The following is a 17,756-nucleotide window of genomic DNA, read 5'->3' as shown; positions in this document are numbered from 1 at the left end:
CCTCTTCATACCGGCCGGCCGCCCGCGACCGTTCGGACGGTCTCCCGGTGATCACCATCCTGTCCTTGCTGCTCGGCGTGGTGGTGGTCCTGCTGATCACCGCGCTGACGGGGTACTTCGTCGCGCAGGAGTTCGCCTACATGGCGGTGGACCGGTCGCGGCTGAACGCCCGGGCCGCCTCCGGTGACCACTCCGCCGGGCGCGCGCTGGCCGTGACCCGGCGCACCTCGTTCATGCTCTCGGGCGCCCAGCTCGGCATCACCGTGACCGGCCTGCTGGTCGGGTACGTCGCCGAGCCGCTGATCGGCCGGGCCTTCGGCGACATCATCGGCGGGGCCGGGGTCCCGACCGGGGTGGGCGTCGCGGTCGGCACCGTGCTGGCGCTGGCCCTGTCGACGCTGGTGCAGATGGTGTTCGGCGAGCTGTTCCCCAAGAACCTGGCGATCGCCCGGCCCGAGCCGGTGGCGCGCCGGTTGTCGCGCTCCACGCTGATGTACCTGAAGGTGTTCGGCTGGCTGATCTGGATCTTCGACCAGTCGTCGAACCTGCTGCTGCGGGCGCTGCGCATCGAGCCGGTGCACGACGTCGAGCACGCCGCGACGGAACGGGACCTGGCGCACATCGTGGCCGACTCGCGCCGCAGCGGCGACCTGCCGCCCGACCTGTCGATCCTGCTGGACCGCATCCTGGACTTCCCGCGCCGCGACGTCGAGCACGCCATGATCCCCCGGACCAACGTCGACACCGTCGACGAGACCACCACGGTCGCCGAGGTGCGGCGCCTGATGAGCACCGGCCACTCCCGCTACCCCGTGCTGGACGCCGAGGAGCACGTGGCCGGCGTCGTCCACCTGGCCGACGTGCTGGACGCCGCCGACGGCTCGGGGCCGGTGTCGTCGATCATGCGTCCGACCACGATGGTGCCGACGCTGATGACGCTGCCGGCCGCGCTCAGCCAGCTGGCCGACGACCGCGGCGAGCTGGCCTGCGTCATCGACGAGTTCGGCGGCTTCGCCGGGATCGTGACCCTGGAGGACCTGGCCGAGGAGCTGGTCGGCGAGATCACCGACGAGCACGACGCCGAGGAGGACGAGCCGACCGCCACCTCCGCGGGCGACGCCTGGATCATCCCGGGCGGCTTCCACATCGACGAGGTCGAGCGCACCATCGACCACCGGCTGCCCGAGGGCGACTACGAGACGATCGCCGGCCTGGTGATCGCCGCGTACGGCGCCCTGCCCAAGGCCGGCACCGAGCTCGACATCGAACTGCCCGCCGACCCCGCCGACCTGGCCCACGCCGACGACCCGCCCGTCCGGTTCGTGCGCGTGGAGGTCCTGGAGGTCGACAACCACGTGCCCTCCTCCATCCGGCTGCGCGTCATCGCGCCCGAGCCGGCCGACGACGAGAGGGAGGACCGGCGATGAGCGACCCGTGGGCGGTGCTGGCCGCCACCGTCGCCATCATCGCGCTGAGCGCGTTCTTCGTCGCGGTGGAGTTCGCCCTCATCGCCGCCAAGCGGCACCGGCTCGAGGACGCCGCGCCCACCAGCCGGTCCGCCCGCGCCGCGCTGCGCAGCTCCGCGGAGCTGACGGTCCTGCTCGCCGGGGCGCAGCTGGGCATCACGATCTGCACCCTGGCGCTGGGCGCGATCACCAAGCCCGCCGTGCACCACTGGATCACCCCGGCGATCGGCTCCTGGGGCGCGCCGCTGTGGCTGGCCGACGCGGCCGGGTTCGTGCTGGCACTGATCATCGTGACGTTCCTGCACCTGGTGATCGGCGAGATGGCCCCCAAGTCCTGGGCCATCGCCCACCCCGAGCGGTCCGCCACCCTGCTCGCGCTGCCGATGCGCGCGTTCATGTGGCTCACCCGGCCGCTGCTGCACGCCCTCAACCGGTCGGCCAACCGGTGCCTGCGCAGGGTCGGCGTCGAGGCCACCGACCAGGTCGACTCCGGCCAGGACCCCGACGCCCTGCGCCACCTGGTCGAGCACTCGGCGAACGTCGGCGCGCTGGACGCCTCGTACTCGACGCGCCTGTCGGAGGCCCTGGACCTGCGGAACCTGCGCATCGGCGACCTGGCCATGCGCGGCACGCCGACCTCGGTGCCGCCCGACGCCACCGTGGCCGACGTCCAGGCGGCCAGCCACGCCTCCGGCCACCTGCGAATCCTGGTGCCCGCGCCCGGCACGGCCTGGCAGGTGGTGCACGTGCGCGACACGCTGACCCGGCCGGCGTCGTCGTCCATCGCGGACCTGACCCGCCCGGTGCACCTGGTCCCGGCGGACCTGCCCGTCTACGCGGCGCTGACCCGCATGCGCGAGACCGGCGAGCAGCTCGCGCTGGCCACCGAGGGCGACGAGATCCTGGGCGTCGTCACCATCACCGACGTGCTCCAGCGGCTGTTCCCCCGCACCGAGCCCGACGGGAACCTCTCGCCCTCCTCGTAGCGGCCGGTCGCCACCGCCCTGGCGAGGAATCCGGCATCCGGTTACGTAGTGGACTGTTGACCCGTCACGCCCGTCATCATACATTCACTCATCATCTGTATGAATGAAGGGCGGGCGGGGATGCGCGGACGGACGGCCGTGGTGCTCGGCGGCAGCGTGGCGGGACTGTGCGCCGCCGGAGTGCTCGCGCGGCACTTCGACGAGGTGATCGTCCTGGAACGGGACCGGCTCCCGCCGGGCGCCGAGCACCGGCGGGGCGTGCCGCAGAGCAAGCACCCGCACTTCCTCCTCAACTCCGGCCGCCGCGCGATCGGCGAGATCTTCCCCGGGTTCGAGGAGGCGCTGATCGCGGCGGGCGGGATGCACCTGATGCCGTCGATGGACGCGGCCTACTGCGAGAACGACGGCTGGGCCCCGCGCAAGTCCGGGTCGATGACGATGGTCTACAGCTCCCGGGTGCTGATCGAACGGGTCCTGCGCGACAAGGTCCGCGAGCTGCCGGCCATCGAGGTCCGCGAGGGCGTGGCGGTCACCGGGCTGCGCTCCACCGGGGGCGGCACCCCGCGCGGGCGCGTCGAGGGGGTCGAGTACCGCTCGGGGGACGAGGACGGTTACCTGCCCGCCGACCTGGTCGTCGACGCGCTGGGGCGCGGCTCCTCGGTGATCGACTGGCTGGAGGCGGCCGGCTGGCCCGCCCCGCCGGAGAGGACCCTGGACGCCAAGGTCACCTACACCTCGCGGTGGTACGACCTGCCGCCCGCCGACCGGCGCCCGGAGACGTGGTGGTGGAAGCACCTGGTCATCACCCCGACCCAGGACACCGGCGACCATCCCGAGGAGCACGAGTTCCTCAGCAACTTCTTCCCGATCGAGGGCGACCGCGCCATCGTGTGCATGGGATCGTGGGGCATCCAGATGCCGCGCAGGGCCGACGAGTTCGAGGCCGCGGTGGACCGCGTCCGGGCCACGACGTTCGGCCGGGCGGCCCATGCCTGCACCCCGACCTCCGAGGTGCACCTGACCCGTTCGACCGGCAACAAGTGGCGCCGCTTCGACCTGCTCGACGTCCCCCCGGTCGGGCTGGTGAGCATCGGCGACTCGGTCTGCGCCTTCAACCCGTTCTACGCCCAGGGGATGAGCGCCGCCGCCCGCTCGGCGCTCATCCTCGGCGAGATGTTGCGCGAACGCGGCGCCGCGGACCTCGCGTTCTTCCGCGAGTTCCTCACCCGGCAGAAGAAGTCCCTGGACGTGCCCTGGATGCTGGCGATGGCCCGCGACCAGGCCTACGACTTCGCGACCGGGAGCGAGGTCGTCGCCCCGTGGCGGCGCAGGCTGGCCGCGCGCCTCAGTTGGCCGATCTTCAACGCCATCAACGCCACCAGCCGCGAGGACCCCTACGTCGAGCAGACGTTCGCGCAGGTCTTCAACCTCGACAAGTCGCTGCGGCAGATGGCCGCCGACCCGCGGTTCTGGTTCGGCATCGCGCGCTACAAGCTGCGGCAGCGGCTCGGCCGCACCGTCGTCCCCGGCGGGTTCGACGACCGGCAGGACCCGCCCGGCACCGACTTCACCGGCTACACCGGCCCCGCCGGGGCGTCGTCCGCGGGCGCCGGCCGCGGTGACGACCTCGTCGGCGCCTGACCCGAGGAGCGAAGGATGGACCACACCTGTGACGCGACCGCCGAGCGCGTCGCCGAAGCACTCGGATTCTCCTGCCGTGACGCCGATCCGGTGGTGGACCTCCGCGACCCGTTCGGCCTCGAGAACGGCACCATGCCGGTGCTGGAACTGCTCATCATCGGCGGCGCGGTGTTCGCCCTCGTCCACGCGTGGCGGCGGTGGCGGCGCGACGGCGACCCGGTCAACATCTCGCTGTGGTTCGCGTCGGTGGTCTACCTGGCGGTGATCGAGCCGCCGCTCTACTTCCCGGGCTGGTTCGGCCTGGAGGAGCACGTCGGGTTCATCTTCTCCCACAACGTGTTCACGGTGCAGTTCATGTACGACCGGCTGCCGCTCTACATCGTGGCCTTCTATCCGGCGCTGTCGCAGCTCGCCTACGAGCTGGTGCGGGCCCTGGGCGTCTTCGCGCGGCGCGGGCCGCTGGCCGGCTCGGTGGCGGTCGCGTTCGCCTGCCAGGTCTTCTACGAGATCTTCGACCACCTCGGCCCGCAGCTGAAGTGGTGGGCGTGGAACCCCGGCAACGAGATGATCAACCAGCCGGCCCTGGCCTCGGTGCCGATGAACAGCATGCTCCTGTTCGCCTCGGTCTCGTTCGGCGCGATGACCTACCTCGTGGTGCGCCTGGTCGGCCCCGGGGAAGGCCGCGGCTCGATGAGCGGGCTCCAGGTCGGCTGGCGCACCGTCGTCGCCGGTGCCGTGACGCCGCTGGCGATGATCATCGTGAGCGCGCCCAGTGGCGCGTTCCGCGGCGACGACCAGCTCGGGATCCAGCGGGCCGTCCTGGGCGCCGAGCTCGCGGTGGTCTGGATCCTCGGCCTCTGGCTGCTCGTGGACGCCTGGCGCGGGCCGCGCACCGGCCCGCTGGAGTCGCCGCTGTTCGTACGGATCTACCCGGCGCTGTACCTCGCCGTCCACGTCGCCCTGTGGCTGGTCGCGTTGCCGGCGTACCTCGCGGCCGACGACGGCGTCACCGAGCAGGGCACGCCGGTCGGCAGCCTCTGGTACGCCTCGCTCTGCGCCGTCGCCGCGACCGCGCTCATCGCGGCGGCACTCCGTGCGACCGCGGCGCGACCGGCCGCGGTGGCTGTGCGATCCTAGGATCATGGCGCACCACGGCTGGGGAGGCCGGCCTCCCGCCTCGGACGCCGAGGCCCGGCAGCGCATCGTCGACGCGACCGCCCGCTGCATCGACCGGCACGGCGTCACCAAGACGACCCTGTCCGACGTCGCGACCGAGCTCGGCGTCACCCGCCAGACCGTCTACCGCCATTTCGGCCGGATCAGCGACATCGTCGGCGAGGTGGCGTTCCAGGGCGCGGAGTCGTTCGTCGACCAGCTGATCGCGCACCTCCAGGGGATGAGCGACCCGGCCGAGGCCGTCGTCGAGGGCATGATCTTCTGCGTGCGGACCATCCCGACCGAGCCGCGCCTGAGCCTGCTGCTGCAGCTCGGCGACTCCGGCGCGTTCGGCCGCGGCGCCACCACCGGCGACGCCATCGCCTACGGCGCCAAGATGTTGCAGCGTTACCCCGTCGACTGGGCGGCCGCCGGCGTCGCCGAGGACGACCTCAACGGCCTCGCCGAGATCATCATGCGGCTGCTCACCTCGCTGCTCCAGCACCCGAGCGAGCCGCCGCAGGACGAGGCGGAGCTGCGCGGGCTCCTCACCCGCTGGCTGGCCCCGGCCCTGGTCGCGCCGCGGGCGCACGCCGTCCGTTCTCCGTAGGGTCCGGCAGGGTGCGGGGCAGGCCGCTGTACGGCAGCACGCTGTTGTCGACGAAGCGGGTGATCCCGCAGATGCGGTCGCCGTCGAGGCTGAGCACCAGCAGGCCGTGCGCGTGCGCGATCGGGGTGTGCGGGTCGCGGCGGTAGAAGCCGAACGCGGGCTGGCCGTTCACCCGGGTCGGCACGAACCGGAACCCGTCGCCGCCGCCGCCGCGGCAGACGGAGGCGAGGAAACGGCCCGCGATCTCGCGGCCCCGGTACTCGTCCGGCAGCGGCGGCATGTTGACCATCGCGTCGTCGGTGAGGAGCGCGACGATGCCGTCGATGTCGCCGCGTTCGAACGCCGCGACGAACCGCGCGACGACCTGGCGTTCGCCGGCCGATCCGGGCAGCGGCGGGCGCGGGGCCGGCAGCCGCTCCAGCATGGTGGTCCGGGCCCGCTTCAGCGCGCTGTTGACCGCGGTCACGCTGCTGTCCAGCATGCCGGCGGTCTCCGCGGCGCGCAGGCCCAGCACGTCCCGCAGGACGAGGATCGCGCGCTGCCGCGGCGGCAGGTGCTGGAGGGCCGCGACGAACGCCAGCGAGATCGCCTCCCGGCTCTCGTAGCGCGCCTCGGGTCCGGGCTCGGCGTCCGCCAGGTCGTCCAGCAGCACGTCGGGGTAGGGCTGCGGCCACAACGCCTCCCCCGCCGGCGCCTCGGAACGGCGGGCACCGTCGCGCAGCGCGTTCAGGCACCGGTTGGTGGCGATGCGGTAGAGCCACGCCCGCACCGACGAACGCCCCTCGAAACGGCCGAGGGCGCGCCAGGCCGCCAGCAGCGTCTCCTGCAGCACGTCCTCGGCGTCCTGCACCGATCCGAGGATCCGGTAGCAGTGCACCTGCAGCTCGCGGTGGTAGGGCTCCACCAGCCGGCCGAACGCCTCCCGGTCGCCCCGCCGTGCCCGTTCCAGCACCTGATCGCTCACGCTCGACCTCTCCTCCTCCAGGGCTCCGCTGATAAGGACACCGGCCGGACCCGAAAGTGATCGGTCCCGGGCCGCCCGGTTCCGCGAGGGCGCCGTGTCTCAACCGGCAGTTCTCAAGCGGCGGCCGGAAACCGCCCGAGCCTTTGGAGGAACGAGATGAGCAGAGCACGCCCGGGATGGGTGCTGGCCCTGGCCTCGGCGGGATCGTTCATGGTCGTCCTGGACATGCTGATCGTCGCGACCGCGCTCACCGAGATCCGGACGGACCTGGGCGCCTCGCTGGAGGACCTGGAGTGGACGCTCAACGCCTACACGCTGAGCTTCGCGGTCCTGCTGATGACCGGTGCGGTGCTGGGCGACCGGTTCGGCCGCCGCCGGGTGTTCGCCGGCGGGCTGGCGTTGTTCGCGCTCGCCTCGGCGGGGTGCGCGCTGGCGCCGGACGTCGGGGTCCTGATCGCCGCCCGCACGGTGCAGGGCGCCGGTGCCGCCGCCCTGATGCCGGTGGCGCTGGCCCTGCTCAACAGCGCCTATCCGCCCGAACGCCGGGGGCGCGCCGTGGGGATCTACGGCAGCCTGACGGGCCTGGGCGTGGCGCTCGGGCCGGTGCTGGGCGGCGTGGTCACCCAGCACCTGGGCTGGGAGTGGATCTTCTGGCTGAACCTCCCGGTCGCCCTCGTGGCGGTCCCGCTGGTCCTGACCCGGATCCCGGAGAGCCACGGCCCGGGCACCGCCCTCGACCCGCGCGGCCTCACCCTGGCCACCGTCGCCGCCCTCGGCCTGGCCTGGGGCCTGGTCCGCGGCGAGGCCGCCGGCTGGGGCAGCCCGGAGATCCTGGGCGCGCTCGCGGCCGGCGCCCTGGCCACGGTCGTGTTCGTGCTGTGGGAACGCCGCGCCCCGGCCCCGATGTTGCCGCCGCGGCTGTTCCGTTCACGGGCGTTCTCCGCGGGCAATGCCGCGATCTTCCTCACCAACGCGTCGGTGACCGGCGCCGTGTTCCTCATGGCGCAGTTCCAGCAGGTCGCCAACGGTCATGCGCCGCTGGGCGCGGGGTTGCGGCTGCTCCCCTGGGGCGTGTCGGTCGTGCTCCTCGCGCCCCTGGCGGGCTCGCTCTCGGACCGCCTGGGCGAACGTCCCCTGGCCGTCGCGGGGCTCCTCCTCCAGACGGCGGGCATGGCGTGGATCGCCGTCATCGCGGCCCCCCGCCTGCCGTTCCCGTCGCTGCTCGTCCCGATGACGCTGGCCGGCATCGGCTTCGCGTTCGCCATCCCCGCGCTGACCAGGTCGGTCACCAGCACGGTCGCGCCGCCCGACATCGGCCGCGCGGCCGGCACGTTCAGCACCATGCGCCAGTTCGGCGGTGCCTTCGGCGTCGCCGCCCACGGCACCGCCTTCTCGGCCGCGGGCGGCTACGCCTCCGTTCAGGACTTCACCGCGGGCTTCACGGCCGCCCTCGCGCTCGCCGCCGCCCTCGCCTTCACCGGTGCCCTCGCGGCCCTGGCCCTGGTCAGGGGGCACAGATCGCGTACGCGCTCACGCTCCAGTTATCGGGTGAACCCGCGCCCGCCGTCTCCCGGCCGGTGGCGGTGACGCTGGTGAGCGCCGCGTTCGGGACGATCCGTTCACGGATGAGCGAGTTGGTGTCGGGGAAACCTCCGATCGAGGAGCTGCCCGCGTGCACGCGGGTGCCCGCGGGGCAGGTGGCGGTCGCCGACTTCGGCGTCGCCGAGTTGTTGACGGACGACCCGTAGACCACGGTGCGGCCCGGGATCGGGTTCGCGCAGACCGCGACGGATTCGAGGGTCCAGGTGCCGGGGTGGCCGGTGTCGTCGGGCACCGCGGGCGTCAGGACCTCGGCCGGGTCGAACGGGTTGGAGCCGAGCAGCATCACCTGCCCCAGGCTGTTGTTGACGTGGCCGCCCATCCCGACGATGTGCTTGCCGCCCGGGCAGAACACCGAGGTGTAGGTCACCCCGGCCGAGCCGGGGCCGGTGGCGGCGACGTACTGCACCCCTGCGGGGGCCGAGCCGCAGACGGCGTAGGCCCGCAGCGACCAGCTTCCGCCGTAGCCGGTGTCGTCCTCGTGGGCGCCGGCCTGGTAGCCGTTCAGCGCCGGCGTCGGCCGCAGGCCGGTGAACACCACCTCGCCGGCGCCGCCGATGATCTCACCGCCCCCGCCGAGCACGCTCGTGCCCGCCGGGCAGGCGGCCGTCACCGTCTTGGCCGTGGCCGAGTCGCCGGCCGTGGTGCCGGCGACCATCTGCAGGTTCGGTACCGCCCGCGCGGGCGCCGTGACGGCCGGCTGCGCCGCCGTCACGGCGACGACCGCCGCGATCAGGGATGCCGGGCGAAGCGCACGGTATCCGGGCATGATCCTCTCCGGTTCTCTCCGCCCGGTGTCGTGGACCGGGCGCGTGCCCCCATCCTCGGCCGGGCCCGGGCGAGGGCCAAGGCCGCGCGGAGGCCGGATCGCGCCGCGACCGGCCGAACCCGCGGCGCGCCCGGTGCGTACTTCCTGACCTGGGATCCATGAGGTCGCCCGGAGTACGTGGACGACTGCCTCTGCTGAGAAGGCGGGTCTGATGCGAGCTGGACTGCAGCTGAACGAGCGGTATCGGCTGGTGGAGCGTCTTGACGACGGCGGGGGCGCCAGGGAGGTGTGGCGGGCCTGGGACGACCTGCTGGACCGGGTCGTCGTCGTCAGGACGCTCGGCGCGATCACACCGGGCACACGTCCCGTCTGCCACCAGAGGATGAGCAGGGCGGCGGGCCTCACCCACGCGGGCATCGCCACGATCTACGACTTCGACCGCACCCGCGACGCCGACGGCCGTCCCCTCCCCTACCTGGTGACCGAACTCCTGGAGGGCGAGGTCCTCGCGGCCCGGATCAGGCGCGGCGACCTGTCGATGACCGAGGCCCTGGAGGCGTGCACGCAGATCGCCGGCGCGCTGGCCGCCGCGCACGCCGGCGGGGTGTGCCACGGGAACCTGGGGTCGGGCAAGGTGATCCTCGCCTCCGGCGGCGCCAAGCTCGTGGACCTGGGCATGTCCCCGTCCGCGCACGAGGAGGACGGCCCGGAGTGTGCGGCGGCGGACGTCGCGGGGATGCGGGCCGACGTGCACGCCTTCGGCGCCGTCCTCGCCGAGTGTTTCGGCGCGGTGGCGGCGGTGCGGGTGCCCGAGGCTGTGGCCCGGCTGTCGACGCGCTGCCGTGCGCCCGACTCCGCGGCCCGGCCCCTGGCCGGCGTGATCGTCGAGGCCCTGGCCCGGGTGAGGTCGGCGTCGTTCGACACACTCGCGTTCACCGCGCAGGGGCGGCTCGGGCCGCCGGCGCACGCGCCCGTCCAGGCGACCCCGCCGGACGCCGGAACGAGGAAGCCGTGGTGGGCTCTGGGTGTCGCCGGGCTCTTCGCCGCCGTGACGGCGGGGACCGCGGCCGTCGTCGCCGGTCAGGCGCCGTCCCGCGCCGCGCTCCCCATGGAGGACGCCGCGACAACGGCCAGGCCGGCCTACTCGGCCACGGCGGTGCCGCCGCCCCGGCCCTCGTTCACCGTCCGCCCCGGCGTGAACGCCAACAGCTGGGCGCTGGACATGCTGGGACGGCTGAGACCGATCGTGGAACGTGCGTTCGTCCGGGGTGAGATCCGTTCCGATGTGGCCGTCGACCTGGGCAACGTCATCAACGACCTGCGGAACGACCTTCTCCTGGGACAGCAGGTCGACATCGGCCGGCGCCTCGCCCAGCTGCACGAGAAGATCACCACCCGGCTGCGCGAGCAGGGCCTCAGCCGGGACACCGCCGAACGCCTGACCCGCGTTCTGTCGACCGTTCCCGCATGACGGGGGACGCGGCGCCGGAGGAACGCTCCGAGAAGGCACCGGGGGAACGCGCCGGGACGCCGTCCCGCCGCCGGCGCCGGCTCGGCCTCCCCTGGGTCACGCTGGCGGTGCTGGTCGTGGCGGTGTCGTCCGCGACGGCCCTTCAGGTCTCCATCAGTTCCGCGCTCACCGACCGGGGCGACCTGTCCCGGCCGCCGATCGCCCGGCCGTTCACCTCGACCTCCGCTCCGGTGCCGGTATTGGAGCCGTCCTCGGAGCCGCCGGTGGTCTCCACCGTCACTCCGGCCGAGACCACCGCTCCTCCGCGTTCCGCGCCGCCGGACCGGGATCCCGGCGCGTCCTGGCTGTCGGCGGCGTTCAGGGACATGCTCACCAAGTTCCGCTTCTCCGTCGACCAGGGACTGGACGCGCACGAGATCCGCGGTGACGTCGCACGCGACCTCCACAACCAGGCCAGGGCGGCGTTCGGCGACTCCGGGTCGGGCGACGTGCAGGTGCTCCGCCGCCATGTCGCCAAGCTCCGCGCCAAGGTCGGGACGCGGACGGGGGAGGGCGGGATCACGCCGCACCGGGCCGCGGAGCTCGACGTCATCCTCGATCAGGCGAGGCTCTGACCTCTCTCCAAGAGTCCGGGCAGCCCGGCGAGCTTGTCCGGGTTGCGCACGAAGTCGATCGCGGTGATCAGCCCGGCGTCCACGGCGAACGCCATGACCGACAGCCCGCCCCCGGCCTCGCGGATCACCAGGCCCGGAGCGCCGTTGACGTCGGCGGGCAGGATGTCCAGCGCGCCCGCCGCGCGGGCCCGGGCGGCCAGCATCCCGGCCACCCTCTCCGCGCCCCGCTCGGCACGCAGCAGGGCGGGCACCTTGCCGCCACCGTCGCCGCGCAGCACGACGTCCGGGTCGAGCAGCGCGACGAGCCCCGGCAGATCACCCTCCTGGCAGGCGGCCATGAACGCCTCGACGAGCTTCCGCTGTTCGGCCGCCGTCGCCGGCGTCCGCGGCCGCCCGGCCTCGACGTGCCGCCGCGCCCGCGAGGCGAGCTGGCGGACCGCCGCCGGTGAACGTCCGACGACCCCGGCGATCTCGGCGAAGGGCACGCTGAAGACGTCGTGCAGCACGAACGCGGTGCGCTCGGCGGGGGACAGCCGCTCCAGGACGACGAGCAGCGCCATGCTCACCGACTCGTCCAGCGTGACGCGGTCGGCCGGGTCGTGGGAGCGGTCCCCGACCAGCGGCTCGGGCAGCCACGTGCCGACGTAGTGCTCCCGGCGCGCACGCGCGCTGCTCAGGGCGTCGAGCGCCAGCCGGCTGACGGTGGTCGTCAGCCAGGCGGCGAGGTCACGGACGTCCGCCGGATCCTCCAGCCCGCGCAGCCGCAGCCACGCCTCCTGGACGCAGTCCTCGGCCTCGACCAGCGAGCCCGTCATCGTGTACGCGACGCGCAGCAACCTCGGCCGGTCCGCCTCGAAGGCCCGCGCCAGCCGCTCCTCGCCGTCTCGTCCGTCCCGCTCCATCCGTCCCATGCCCTGTTGACGACGCAGCCGGCCCGGATGTGACACCCGATCTGGCGCGGGCGGCCGCGTCACATTCCGCGGGGCTGTGTCGTCAACAGGGCGCGGAAGGCCCGGCCGGCCGGCGAACCCTTGACGACCATCCGGAGAAAGAGAGCATGACACTCACCGAACTGCACCGAGAAGACGACGCCCGGCCCTCGCGGCGAGGCGTGTTCGTCCGCGTCGCGGGCTTCGCCCACCGCCGGAGATGGCTCGCCCTGTTCCTGTGGGTGGCGGTCCTGGGCGGAGTCTGGACCGTCGCGTCGATCGCGGGCGACGACTACCGCAACGACTTCTCCCTCCCCGGCACCGAGTCGCAGCGGGCGGCCGACCTGCTGACCGCGCACGGCGCCGCCCGCGCCGGGGACACCCTCGAGATCGTCCTGCACCGCGACGCCGGCCTGCGCGACCCCGGCGTCCAGCGGCGGGTGACGGCCATGCTCGGCGAGGTCTCCGGGCTGCCCAACGTCGGCCAGGTCCGCGGCCCGTACGAGGGCGGCGGCGCCATCTCCGCGGACGGCACGACCGGCTTCGCCACCGTGATGCTGAAGGTCCCGTCGCAGGACATGCCGAAGGCCGACACCCAGCGCGTCTTCGACGCCGCGCAGGCCGCCGAGGGCGACGGGCTCCGGGCCGAGCTGGGCGGCGACGCGGCCCGGCTGCTGGGCGAAGGCGGGACCGGCGCCGCGGAGGGCGTCGGCCTGCTGGCCGCGCTGGTCATCCTGGTCCTGATGTTCGGCACGGTCGTCGCGGCCGGGCTGCCCATCATCATCGCGCTGTTCGCCGTCGGGTCCACGGTCGGCGTCATCGTGGCGGCGTCCCACGTCTTCACGATCGCCGACTGGACCCCGCCGGTGATGATCCTGGTCGGCCTCGGCGTCGGCATCGACTACGCGCTGCTGATCTTCGCCCGGTACCGCGCCGAGCTGGTGCGCGGCTCGGACCCGGAGCAGGCCACCGTGAACGCGCTGGACGCCGCGGGCCGTTCGGTGTTCTTCGCCGGATGCACCGTCATCCTGGCGCTGCTCGGGCTCGTCGCCTTCGGCCTCGGCTCGTTGCAGGGCATGGCGCTGTCGGTCGCCCTGACCGTGCTGGTGACCATGCTCGCCGCCCTGACACTGCTGCCCGCGCTGCTCGGCGTCTTCGGCCGCCGCTTCGCCCGCCAGTTCACGCGGCGCGCCGAGCGGCGGCGGGCCAGGGGCGGCGGCGCCGAGGGCGACGCCTGGCGCCGCCTCGCCGCCGTGGTGCAGCGGCGCCCGCTGGCCGCCCTGCTGGCGGCGGGGGTCCTCCTCGGCGCGCTCGTGATCCCGGCGTTCGGCATGCGGCTCGGCTTCTCGGACGCGGGCAGCGACGCGCCCGACACCACCAGCCGCCAGGCCTACGACCTGCTGTCCGCGGGCTTCGGTCCCGGGTTCAACGGCCCGCTGCTGGTGGTGGCCGACGGCGGGCCGGGCGCCGCGCAGGCCGCCGCCGCGGCGGCCCGGACGCTGAGCGCGACCCCGGGCGTCCAGGCCGCCGCCGAACCGGTGTCGACGCCGGACGGCAAGGCCGCGACCGTCCTGGTGTTCCCCGCCTCCGCGCCGCAGGACGAGAGGACCTCCGCGCTCGTCGGCGACCTGCGCGACGACGTGCTGCCGGCGTTGTCCGCGCAGAACGGCGCGCGGTACCTGGTCGGCGGATCCACCGCCGCGGCCGAGGACTACGCCGGCAAGGTCGCCGACCGGCTGCCGCTGTTCATGGCCATCGTCGTGGGCCTCTCGGTGATCCTGCTGATGGCGGTGTTCCGCTCGGTGCTCATCCCGCTGAAGGCCGCGCTGCTCAACCTGCTCAGCATCGGCGCCGCGCTCGGCGCGATGACCCTGGTGTTCCAGGACGGGTGGTTCGGCGTGGAGCCCGGCCCCATCGAGGCGTACCTGCCGGTGATGGTCTTCGCCATCGTCTTCGGCCTGTCCATGGACTACGAGATCTTCCTGATCTCCCGCATCCACGAGGAATGGACACGCTCCGGGGACGACCCGTCCCGCGCGGTCCGGGAGGGGCTGGCCCACACCGGCTCGGTGATCACCGCCGCCGGCGCGATCATGATCGTGATCTTCGCGGCGTTCATGCTCAGCCCGCAGCGCCTGCTCCAGCAGACCGGCTTCGGCATGGCGGTGGCGATCTTCGTGGACGCGGTCGTCATCCGCTGCCTGATCGTCCCGGCGGCGATGGAGATGATGGGCCGCCGCGCCTGGTGGTTGCCGGCACCGCTGGCCCGCCTGCTGCCGAAGGTGGAGCTGGAACGGCACTGAACGCGGCGCCCGGCCCAGTGTCCTGGGCCGGGCGCCCTGTCCTGTCCAGGCCGTGTGCCTTGCGTCCGTCGCCGGCCCTCGTGCACGCTCGGCTGCGACGGTGATCCGACATCCCGCGCGGGGTGACAGCGGTGAACGACGGTCCGTGGACGGGGTTTCCCGGCTACCAGATCAAGGACCCCGCGCTGACGGCGTTCCCGGCCGCGCGGATGCGGGCCCTCCAGGGCGAACGCCTGGCCGCCTTGGTCGCCCACGTCCACCGGCGGTCCCCGTCCTGGCGGCGGAAACCGGACGCGGCCGGCGTCGGTCCCGCCGACATCACGGGCGTCGCCGACGTCGGCCGGCTCCCCACCTGCGACGAGGGGCGGGCCCGACGTCCGCCAGCCCCCCACTGACCGGCGCGACCGATCGCCGCGCACGTCCGAACCGGGGCGATCATGCGTGCGTCCGTAGCCCACCGGGCCGACCTCGCCGCGCCGTTCCCCGGTGGGCGAACGCGGAACCTCATCGTGCGCTCCGGGATCAGACTTGGGAGGCGCCGCCCGGGTGCCACGAGAGGAGATCGCGATGGAAGGTGAGCCGCTCCGTCCGGACGACCCCCGCGTGATCGGCGAATACACCCTGGTCCGCAGGATCGGGGAGGGCGGGCAGGGCGTGGTCTACCTGGCCGCGCACCCCGACTCCGGCGACGGCAGGTTCGCGTTGAAGGTGCTCGCGGGAGAGGTGGACGCGAGCTCGTTCACCGAGATCGCGCTGGTCCAGGAGGTCGCCCGCTTCTGCACGGCCCGCGTGCTGGACGCGGGGGTGGCGGACCGGCGCGCCTACATCGTCAGCGAGTACGTGGACGGCCCGTCGCTGCTGGACGTGGTCGAGGAGCGCGGTCCGCTGGCCGGGCTCGAGCTGGAGCGGCTGGCGGTCGGGACGATCACCGCGCTCGCCGCGACGCACGCCGCCGGGGTCGTGCATCGCGACTTCAAGCCGCACAACGTCCTGCTGGCGGCCGACGGGCCCCGGGTGGTCGACTTCGGCGTGGCCGTCGCGCTCGGCGCGGGCGTCGCCCGGGGCGCGGGAACGCCCCGCTACATGGCGCCCGAGCAGGCCGGACGCGCCGAGGTCGGCACCGCGGCCGACATCTGGAGCTGGGCCGTCACGATGGTCTTCGCCGCGCTCGGGCCGCGCGCGTTCGAGACCGGCGTCGCCCCGAACGCCTTCAACCGGCGGCTGGCGGTCGAGCGGAATTTGCCGGACCTGCCCGCCTGGCTCGGCCGGGTGGTCGGGCCGTGCCTCCAGGAGGTCCCCGCGCGCCGCCCCGCCGCCGACGAGGTCCTGCTGCGCCTCCTCGGCTACGACGCCGAGCGGCGGGCCGCCGAGGACGAGACCCGGCACGACCAGGACGAGGCCCCCGCCGACCCCGAGCCGGGGGACGAGCCCGAGTTCGCGCCCCGCGAGCCTCGGACGCCGACCATGGAACACGGGCGTTCGCGCCGCGAGGACGCGGCCTCACCGGCCTCCTCCGCGCGCATCGCCGTCGCGTTCTGGCGGCGGCGCCGGGGCCTGATGATCACCACCGCGCTCGCCCTCGCCGCATCCCTGGCCGTCGGCCTCGGCGCGTGGTTGTGGCCGTCGTCCCAGGGGAGGCCGAGCGCGGCCGTCACCCCTCCCCCGCACCCGGCGATCACCGTCGGCTCGGCGAACTTCGCCGAGAGCCGGCTGCTCAGCGAGCTGTACGCGCAGGCGCTGGAGGCGAAGGGGCTGCGCGTCACCCGGCGCCAGGACATCGGCTCGCGCGAGGTCTACTACCCGCTGGTCGTGTCCGGCGACGTGGACGTCATGCCCGAGTACAACGGCGCGCTGGCGTCCCATCTGGGCGCCCTCAAGATGGAGGCCTCCGACCCCACGAGCACCAGGCGCGTCAACGAGCGGCTCCGCCGCAGGCTCCCGTCCGGCCTGGAGATCCTCGCCTCCGCCCCCGCCGAGGACAAGGACGCGATCGTGGTCACCCGCGGGACCGCCGAGGCGTCCGGCCTGCGCACCATCGCCGACCTCCGCGGCACCGCCGGAGAGTACGTGCTCGGCGGCGCTCCCGAGTTCCAGACCCGCCACCAGGGCCTGATCGGCCTGCGCGCCCGCTACCGGATCGCGTTCAAGGACTTCCAGCCGTTCCGCCACGAGGACTTCGCCACCATGGCGGCGCTGCTGAGCAAGGGCACCCTCCAAGCCGCGACGCTCTTCACCACCGATCCCGCGATCGGCGTCAACGACCTGGTCGTCCTGGAGGACTCCGAGCACCTGTTCAGCGCCCAGAACATCACCCCGCTGATCAACCGCGCCGACGTCGACGCCCGCGCCAAGGCGGCGCTGAACGCGATCTCGGCCAAGCTGACCACCGAGGACCTGCTCTACATGAACACCCGGGTGGCCATCAACAGGGACCGCGTCCAGAGCGTCGCCAAGGCCTGGCTCGTCCAGACGGGCCTCATCTGACCGCGGACAGCCGTTCCATGATCTCGTCGGCGTCGAGGGCGTGCGGGCGGTCCAGCCCGAGGTGGGTGTCGTCGAAGATCGTCCAGATCCCCGGGGCGTCGGCCTCCCGGCAGTGGTCGGCGCAGCCGCGGGACCATCCGGGTCGCGGCCGGCTCATGATCCGGGGCCGCTGAACGGCTGGAGCCTGAGAGCCTGCGCGAGATGGTGGCGGTGGTTGCGAGAGAGCCTGCGGTCACCGGCCGCCTGTTCCAGTACCGAACGTTCGCCTGCGGTACGGCAGGCGCCGATGAGGTCGTGCAGCGCCCATGCGGCGCGGAGGTCGAGCAGCGCGTCAATGAGCGCCTGGTCCAGCCTCGTTCGCTGCTGGAGGAGTCGGCGCGCCTTCAGTGTGCGCTCGGCGTAGTCGTTCGGCTCGCCTTCGAGCAGCCCGGTGATCTGGTCTGGTGACAACAGGTCGTGCTTCGCGGCGTCGCCGACGATGCCCCAGGCGACGCCGCCCATGAAGGCCAGGCCGGTGAACCGCTTCCATTCCTGGAGGTGTTGCCGGGTGATCGGCTCGCCTGCTGTAAGGCGGGCCTGCCAGTAGCGGGCGTAGGCGTACTTGCGGGTGCGGTCCCACTCGTCCTGGGTCACGGCGTCCAGCCCGAGGACGTTCGCCTGGGCCGGGTCGGGTTCGAGGTAGACGGCGCGCAGCGCCTCACCGTGGATGGTGTCGGGAAGATCCGGGAGCATCGTCCCCTCCTTGTGCGGAGGGTAGCGCGAGGC

The 17,756-nt window shown here is 73.5% G+C and carries 16 protein-coding genes; 11 read left to right on the top strand and 5 right to left on the bottom strand.

The annotated features are described in order from the left end of the window. Positions 1-47 precede the first annotated feature (47 nt). The 5 genes from ABZ810_RS42175 (at position 48) to ABZ810_RS42155 (ending at position 5,858) form a co-directional block, all read left to right on the top strand. Positions 48-1,427 (top strand): hemolysin family protein, encoded by a 1,380-nt coding sequence (locus tag ABZ810_RS42175; RefSeq protein WP_358412794.1) that lies wholly within the window; start codon positions 48-50, stop codon positions 1,425-1,427. Continuing rightward, complete coding sequence (locus tag ABZ810_RS42170; protein WP_358412792.1) at positions 1,424-2,452, top strand: hemolysin family protein; 1,029 nt, start codon at positions 1,424-1,426, stop codon at positions 2,450-2,452. Before ABZ810_RS42175 ends, ABZ810_RS42170 begins: the two co-directional genes overlap by 4 nt. Before the next feature lie 120 nt (positions 2,453-2,572). After that, the gene (locus ABZ810_RS42165; RefSeq protein WP_358412790.1) at positions 2,573-4,093 is read left to right on the top strand and encodes a hypothetical protein; all 1,521 of its coding nucleotides are present in this window, start codon (positions 2,573-2,575) and stop codon (positions 4,091-4,093) included. Between the two features lie 15 nt (positions 4,094-4,108). Beyond that, positions 4,109-5,230, top strand: coding sequence for a hypothetical protein (locus ABZ810_RS42160; protein ID WP_358412788.1), 1,122 nt, complete (start codon positions 4,109-4,111; stop codon positions 5,228-5,230). Positions 5,231-5,234: 4 nt separating this feature from the next. Next, the gene (locus ABZ810_RS42155; protein WP_358412786.1) at positions 5,235-5,858 is read left to right on the top strand and encodes a TetR family transcriptional regulator; all 624 of its coding nucleotides are present in this window, start codon (positions 5,235-5,237) and stop codon (positions 5,856-5,858) included. On the opposite strand, the gene ABZ810_RS42150 is transcribed toward ABZ810_RS42155, so the two are convergent. Beyond that, positions 5,797-6,822, bottom strand: coding sequence for a sigma-70 family RNA polymerase sigma factor (locus ABZ810_RS42150; RefSeq protein ID WP_358412784.1), 1,026 nt, complete (start codon positions 6,820-6,822; stop codon positions 5,797-5,799). The genes ABZ810_RS42155 and ABZ810_RS42150 overlap by 62 nt on opposite strands. A gap of 156 nt (positions 6,823-6,978) precedes the next feature. Here ABZ810_RS42150 and ABZ810_RS42145 point away from each other — a divergent pair, with 156 nt between their 5' ends. Beyond that, on the top strand, positions 6,979-8,409 hold the full coding sequence (locus ABZ810_RS42145; protein ID WP_358412782.1) for an MFS transporter: 1,431 nt from the start codon (positions 6,979-6,981) through the stop codon (positions 8,407-8,409). On the opposite strand, the gene ABZ810_RS42140 is transcribed toward ABZ810_RS42145, so the two are convergent. After that, complete coding sequence (locus tag ABZ810_RS42140) at positions 8,327-9,190, bottom strand: hypothetical protein (RefSeq protein ID WP_358412780.1); 864 nt, start codon at positions 9,188-9,190, stop codon at positions 8,327-8,329. The two genes, ABZ810_RS42145 and ABZ810_RS42140, sit on opposite strands and share 83 nt — an antisense overlap. Positions 9,191-9,401: 211 nt before the next feature. On the opposite strand from ABZ810_RS42140, the gene ABZ810_RS42135 reads away from it, so the two are divergent. Beyond that, on the top strand, positions 9,402-10,661 hold the full coding sequence (locus tag ABZ810_RS42135) for a hypothetical protein (RefSeq protein ID WP_358412778.1): 1,260 nt from the start codon (positions 9,402-9,404) through the stop codon (positions 10,659-10,661). Further along, on the top strand, positions 10,658-11,275 hold the full coding sequence (locus ABZ810_RS42130) for a hypothetical protein (protein WP_358412776.1): 618 nt from the start codon (positions 10,658-10,660) through the stop codon (positions 11,273-11,275). The genes ABZ810_RS42135 and ABZ810_RS42130 overlap by 4 nt, the downstream gene beginning before the upstream one ends. Here the strand turns inward: ABZ810_RS42130 and sigJ are convergent. Further along, entirely contained in the window at positions 11,260-12,177 is a 918-nt protein-coding gene (sigJ, locus tag ABZ810_RS42125; RefSeq protein ID WP_358412774.1) for an RNA polymerase sigma factor SigJ, read from the bottom strand. The two genes, ABZ810_RS42130 and sigJ, sit on opposite strands and share 16 nt — an antisense overlap. 155 nt (positions 12,178-12,332) lie before the next feature. Here sigJ and ABZ810_RS42120 point away from each other — a divergent pair, with 155 nt between their 5' ends. The 3 genes from ABZ810_RS42120 to ABZ810_RS42110 all read left to right on the top strand — a co-directional run bounded on the left by ABZ810_RS42120 (position 12,333) and on the right by ABZ810_RS42110 (position 16,991). Continuing rightward, positions 12,333-14,507 (top strand): MMPL family transporter, encoded by a 2,175-nt coding sequence (locus ABZ810_RS42120; protein WP_358412772.1) that lies wholly within the window; start codon positions 12,333-12,335, stop codon positions 14,505-14,507. A 131-nt stretch (positions 14,508-14,638) separates the two neighbouring features. Further along, positions 14,639-14,902 carry a hypothetical protein gene (locus ABZ810_RS42115; RefSeq protein ID WP_358412770.1) on the top strand — a complete coding sequence of 88 codons (264 nt, stop codon included), beginning with the start codon at positions 14,639-14,641 and terminating at the stop codon, positions 14,900-14,902. 172 nt (positions 14,903-15,074) lie between these two features. Beyond that, entirely contained in the window at positions 15,075-16,991 is a 1,917-nt protein-coding gene (locus ABZ810_RS42110; RefSeq protein ID WP_358412768.1) for a glycine betaine ABC transporter substrate-binding protein, read from the top strand. Here ABZ810_RS42110 and ABZ810_RS42105 read toward each other — a convergent pair. Further along, complete coding sequence (locus ABZ810_RS42105) at positions 16,984-17,148, bottom strand: hypothetical protein (RefSeq protein ID WP_358412766.1); 165 nt, start codon at positions 17,146-17,148, stop codon at positions 16,984-16,986. The genes ABZ810_RS42110 and ABZ810_RS42105 overlap by 8 nt on opposite strands. After that, on the bottom strand, positions 17,145-17,723 hold the full coding sequence (locus tag ABZ810_RS42100) for a hypothetical protein (protein WP_358412764.1): 579 nt from the start codon (positions 17,721-17,723) through the stop codon (positions 17,145-17,147). The genes ABZ810_RS42105 and ABZ810_RS42100 overlap by 4 nt, the downstream gene beginning before the upstream one ends. Positions 17,724-17,756: the final 33 nt, after the last annotated feature.

It is taken from the genome of Spirillospora sp. NPDC047279 (genome assembly GCF_040643285.1).
Classification (GTDB): domain Bacteria; phylum Actinomycetota; class Actinomycetes; order Streptosporangiales; family Streptosporangiaceae; genus Spirillospora.
The sequence above is the reverse complement of the archived record's forward strand: the minus strand, read 5'-3'. Positions and strand labels throughout refer to the sequence as shown.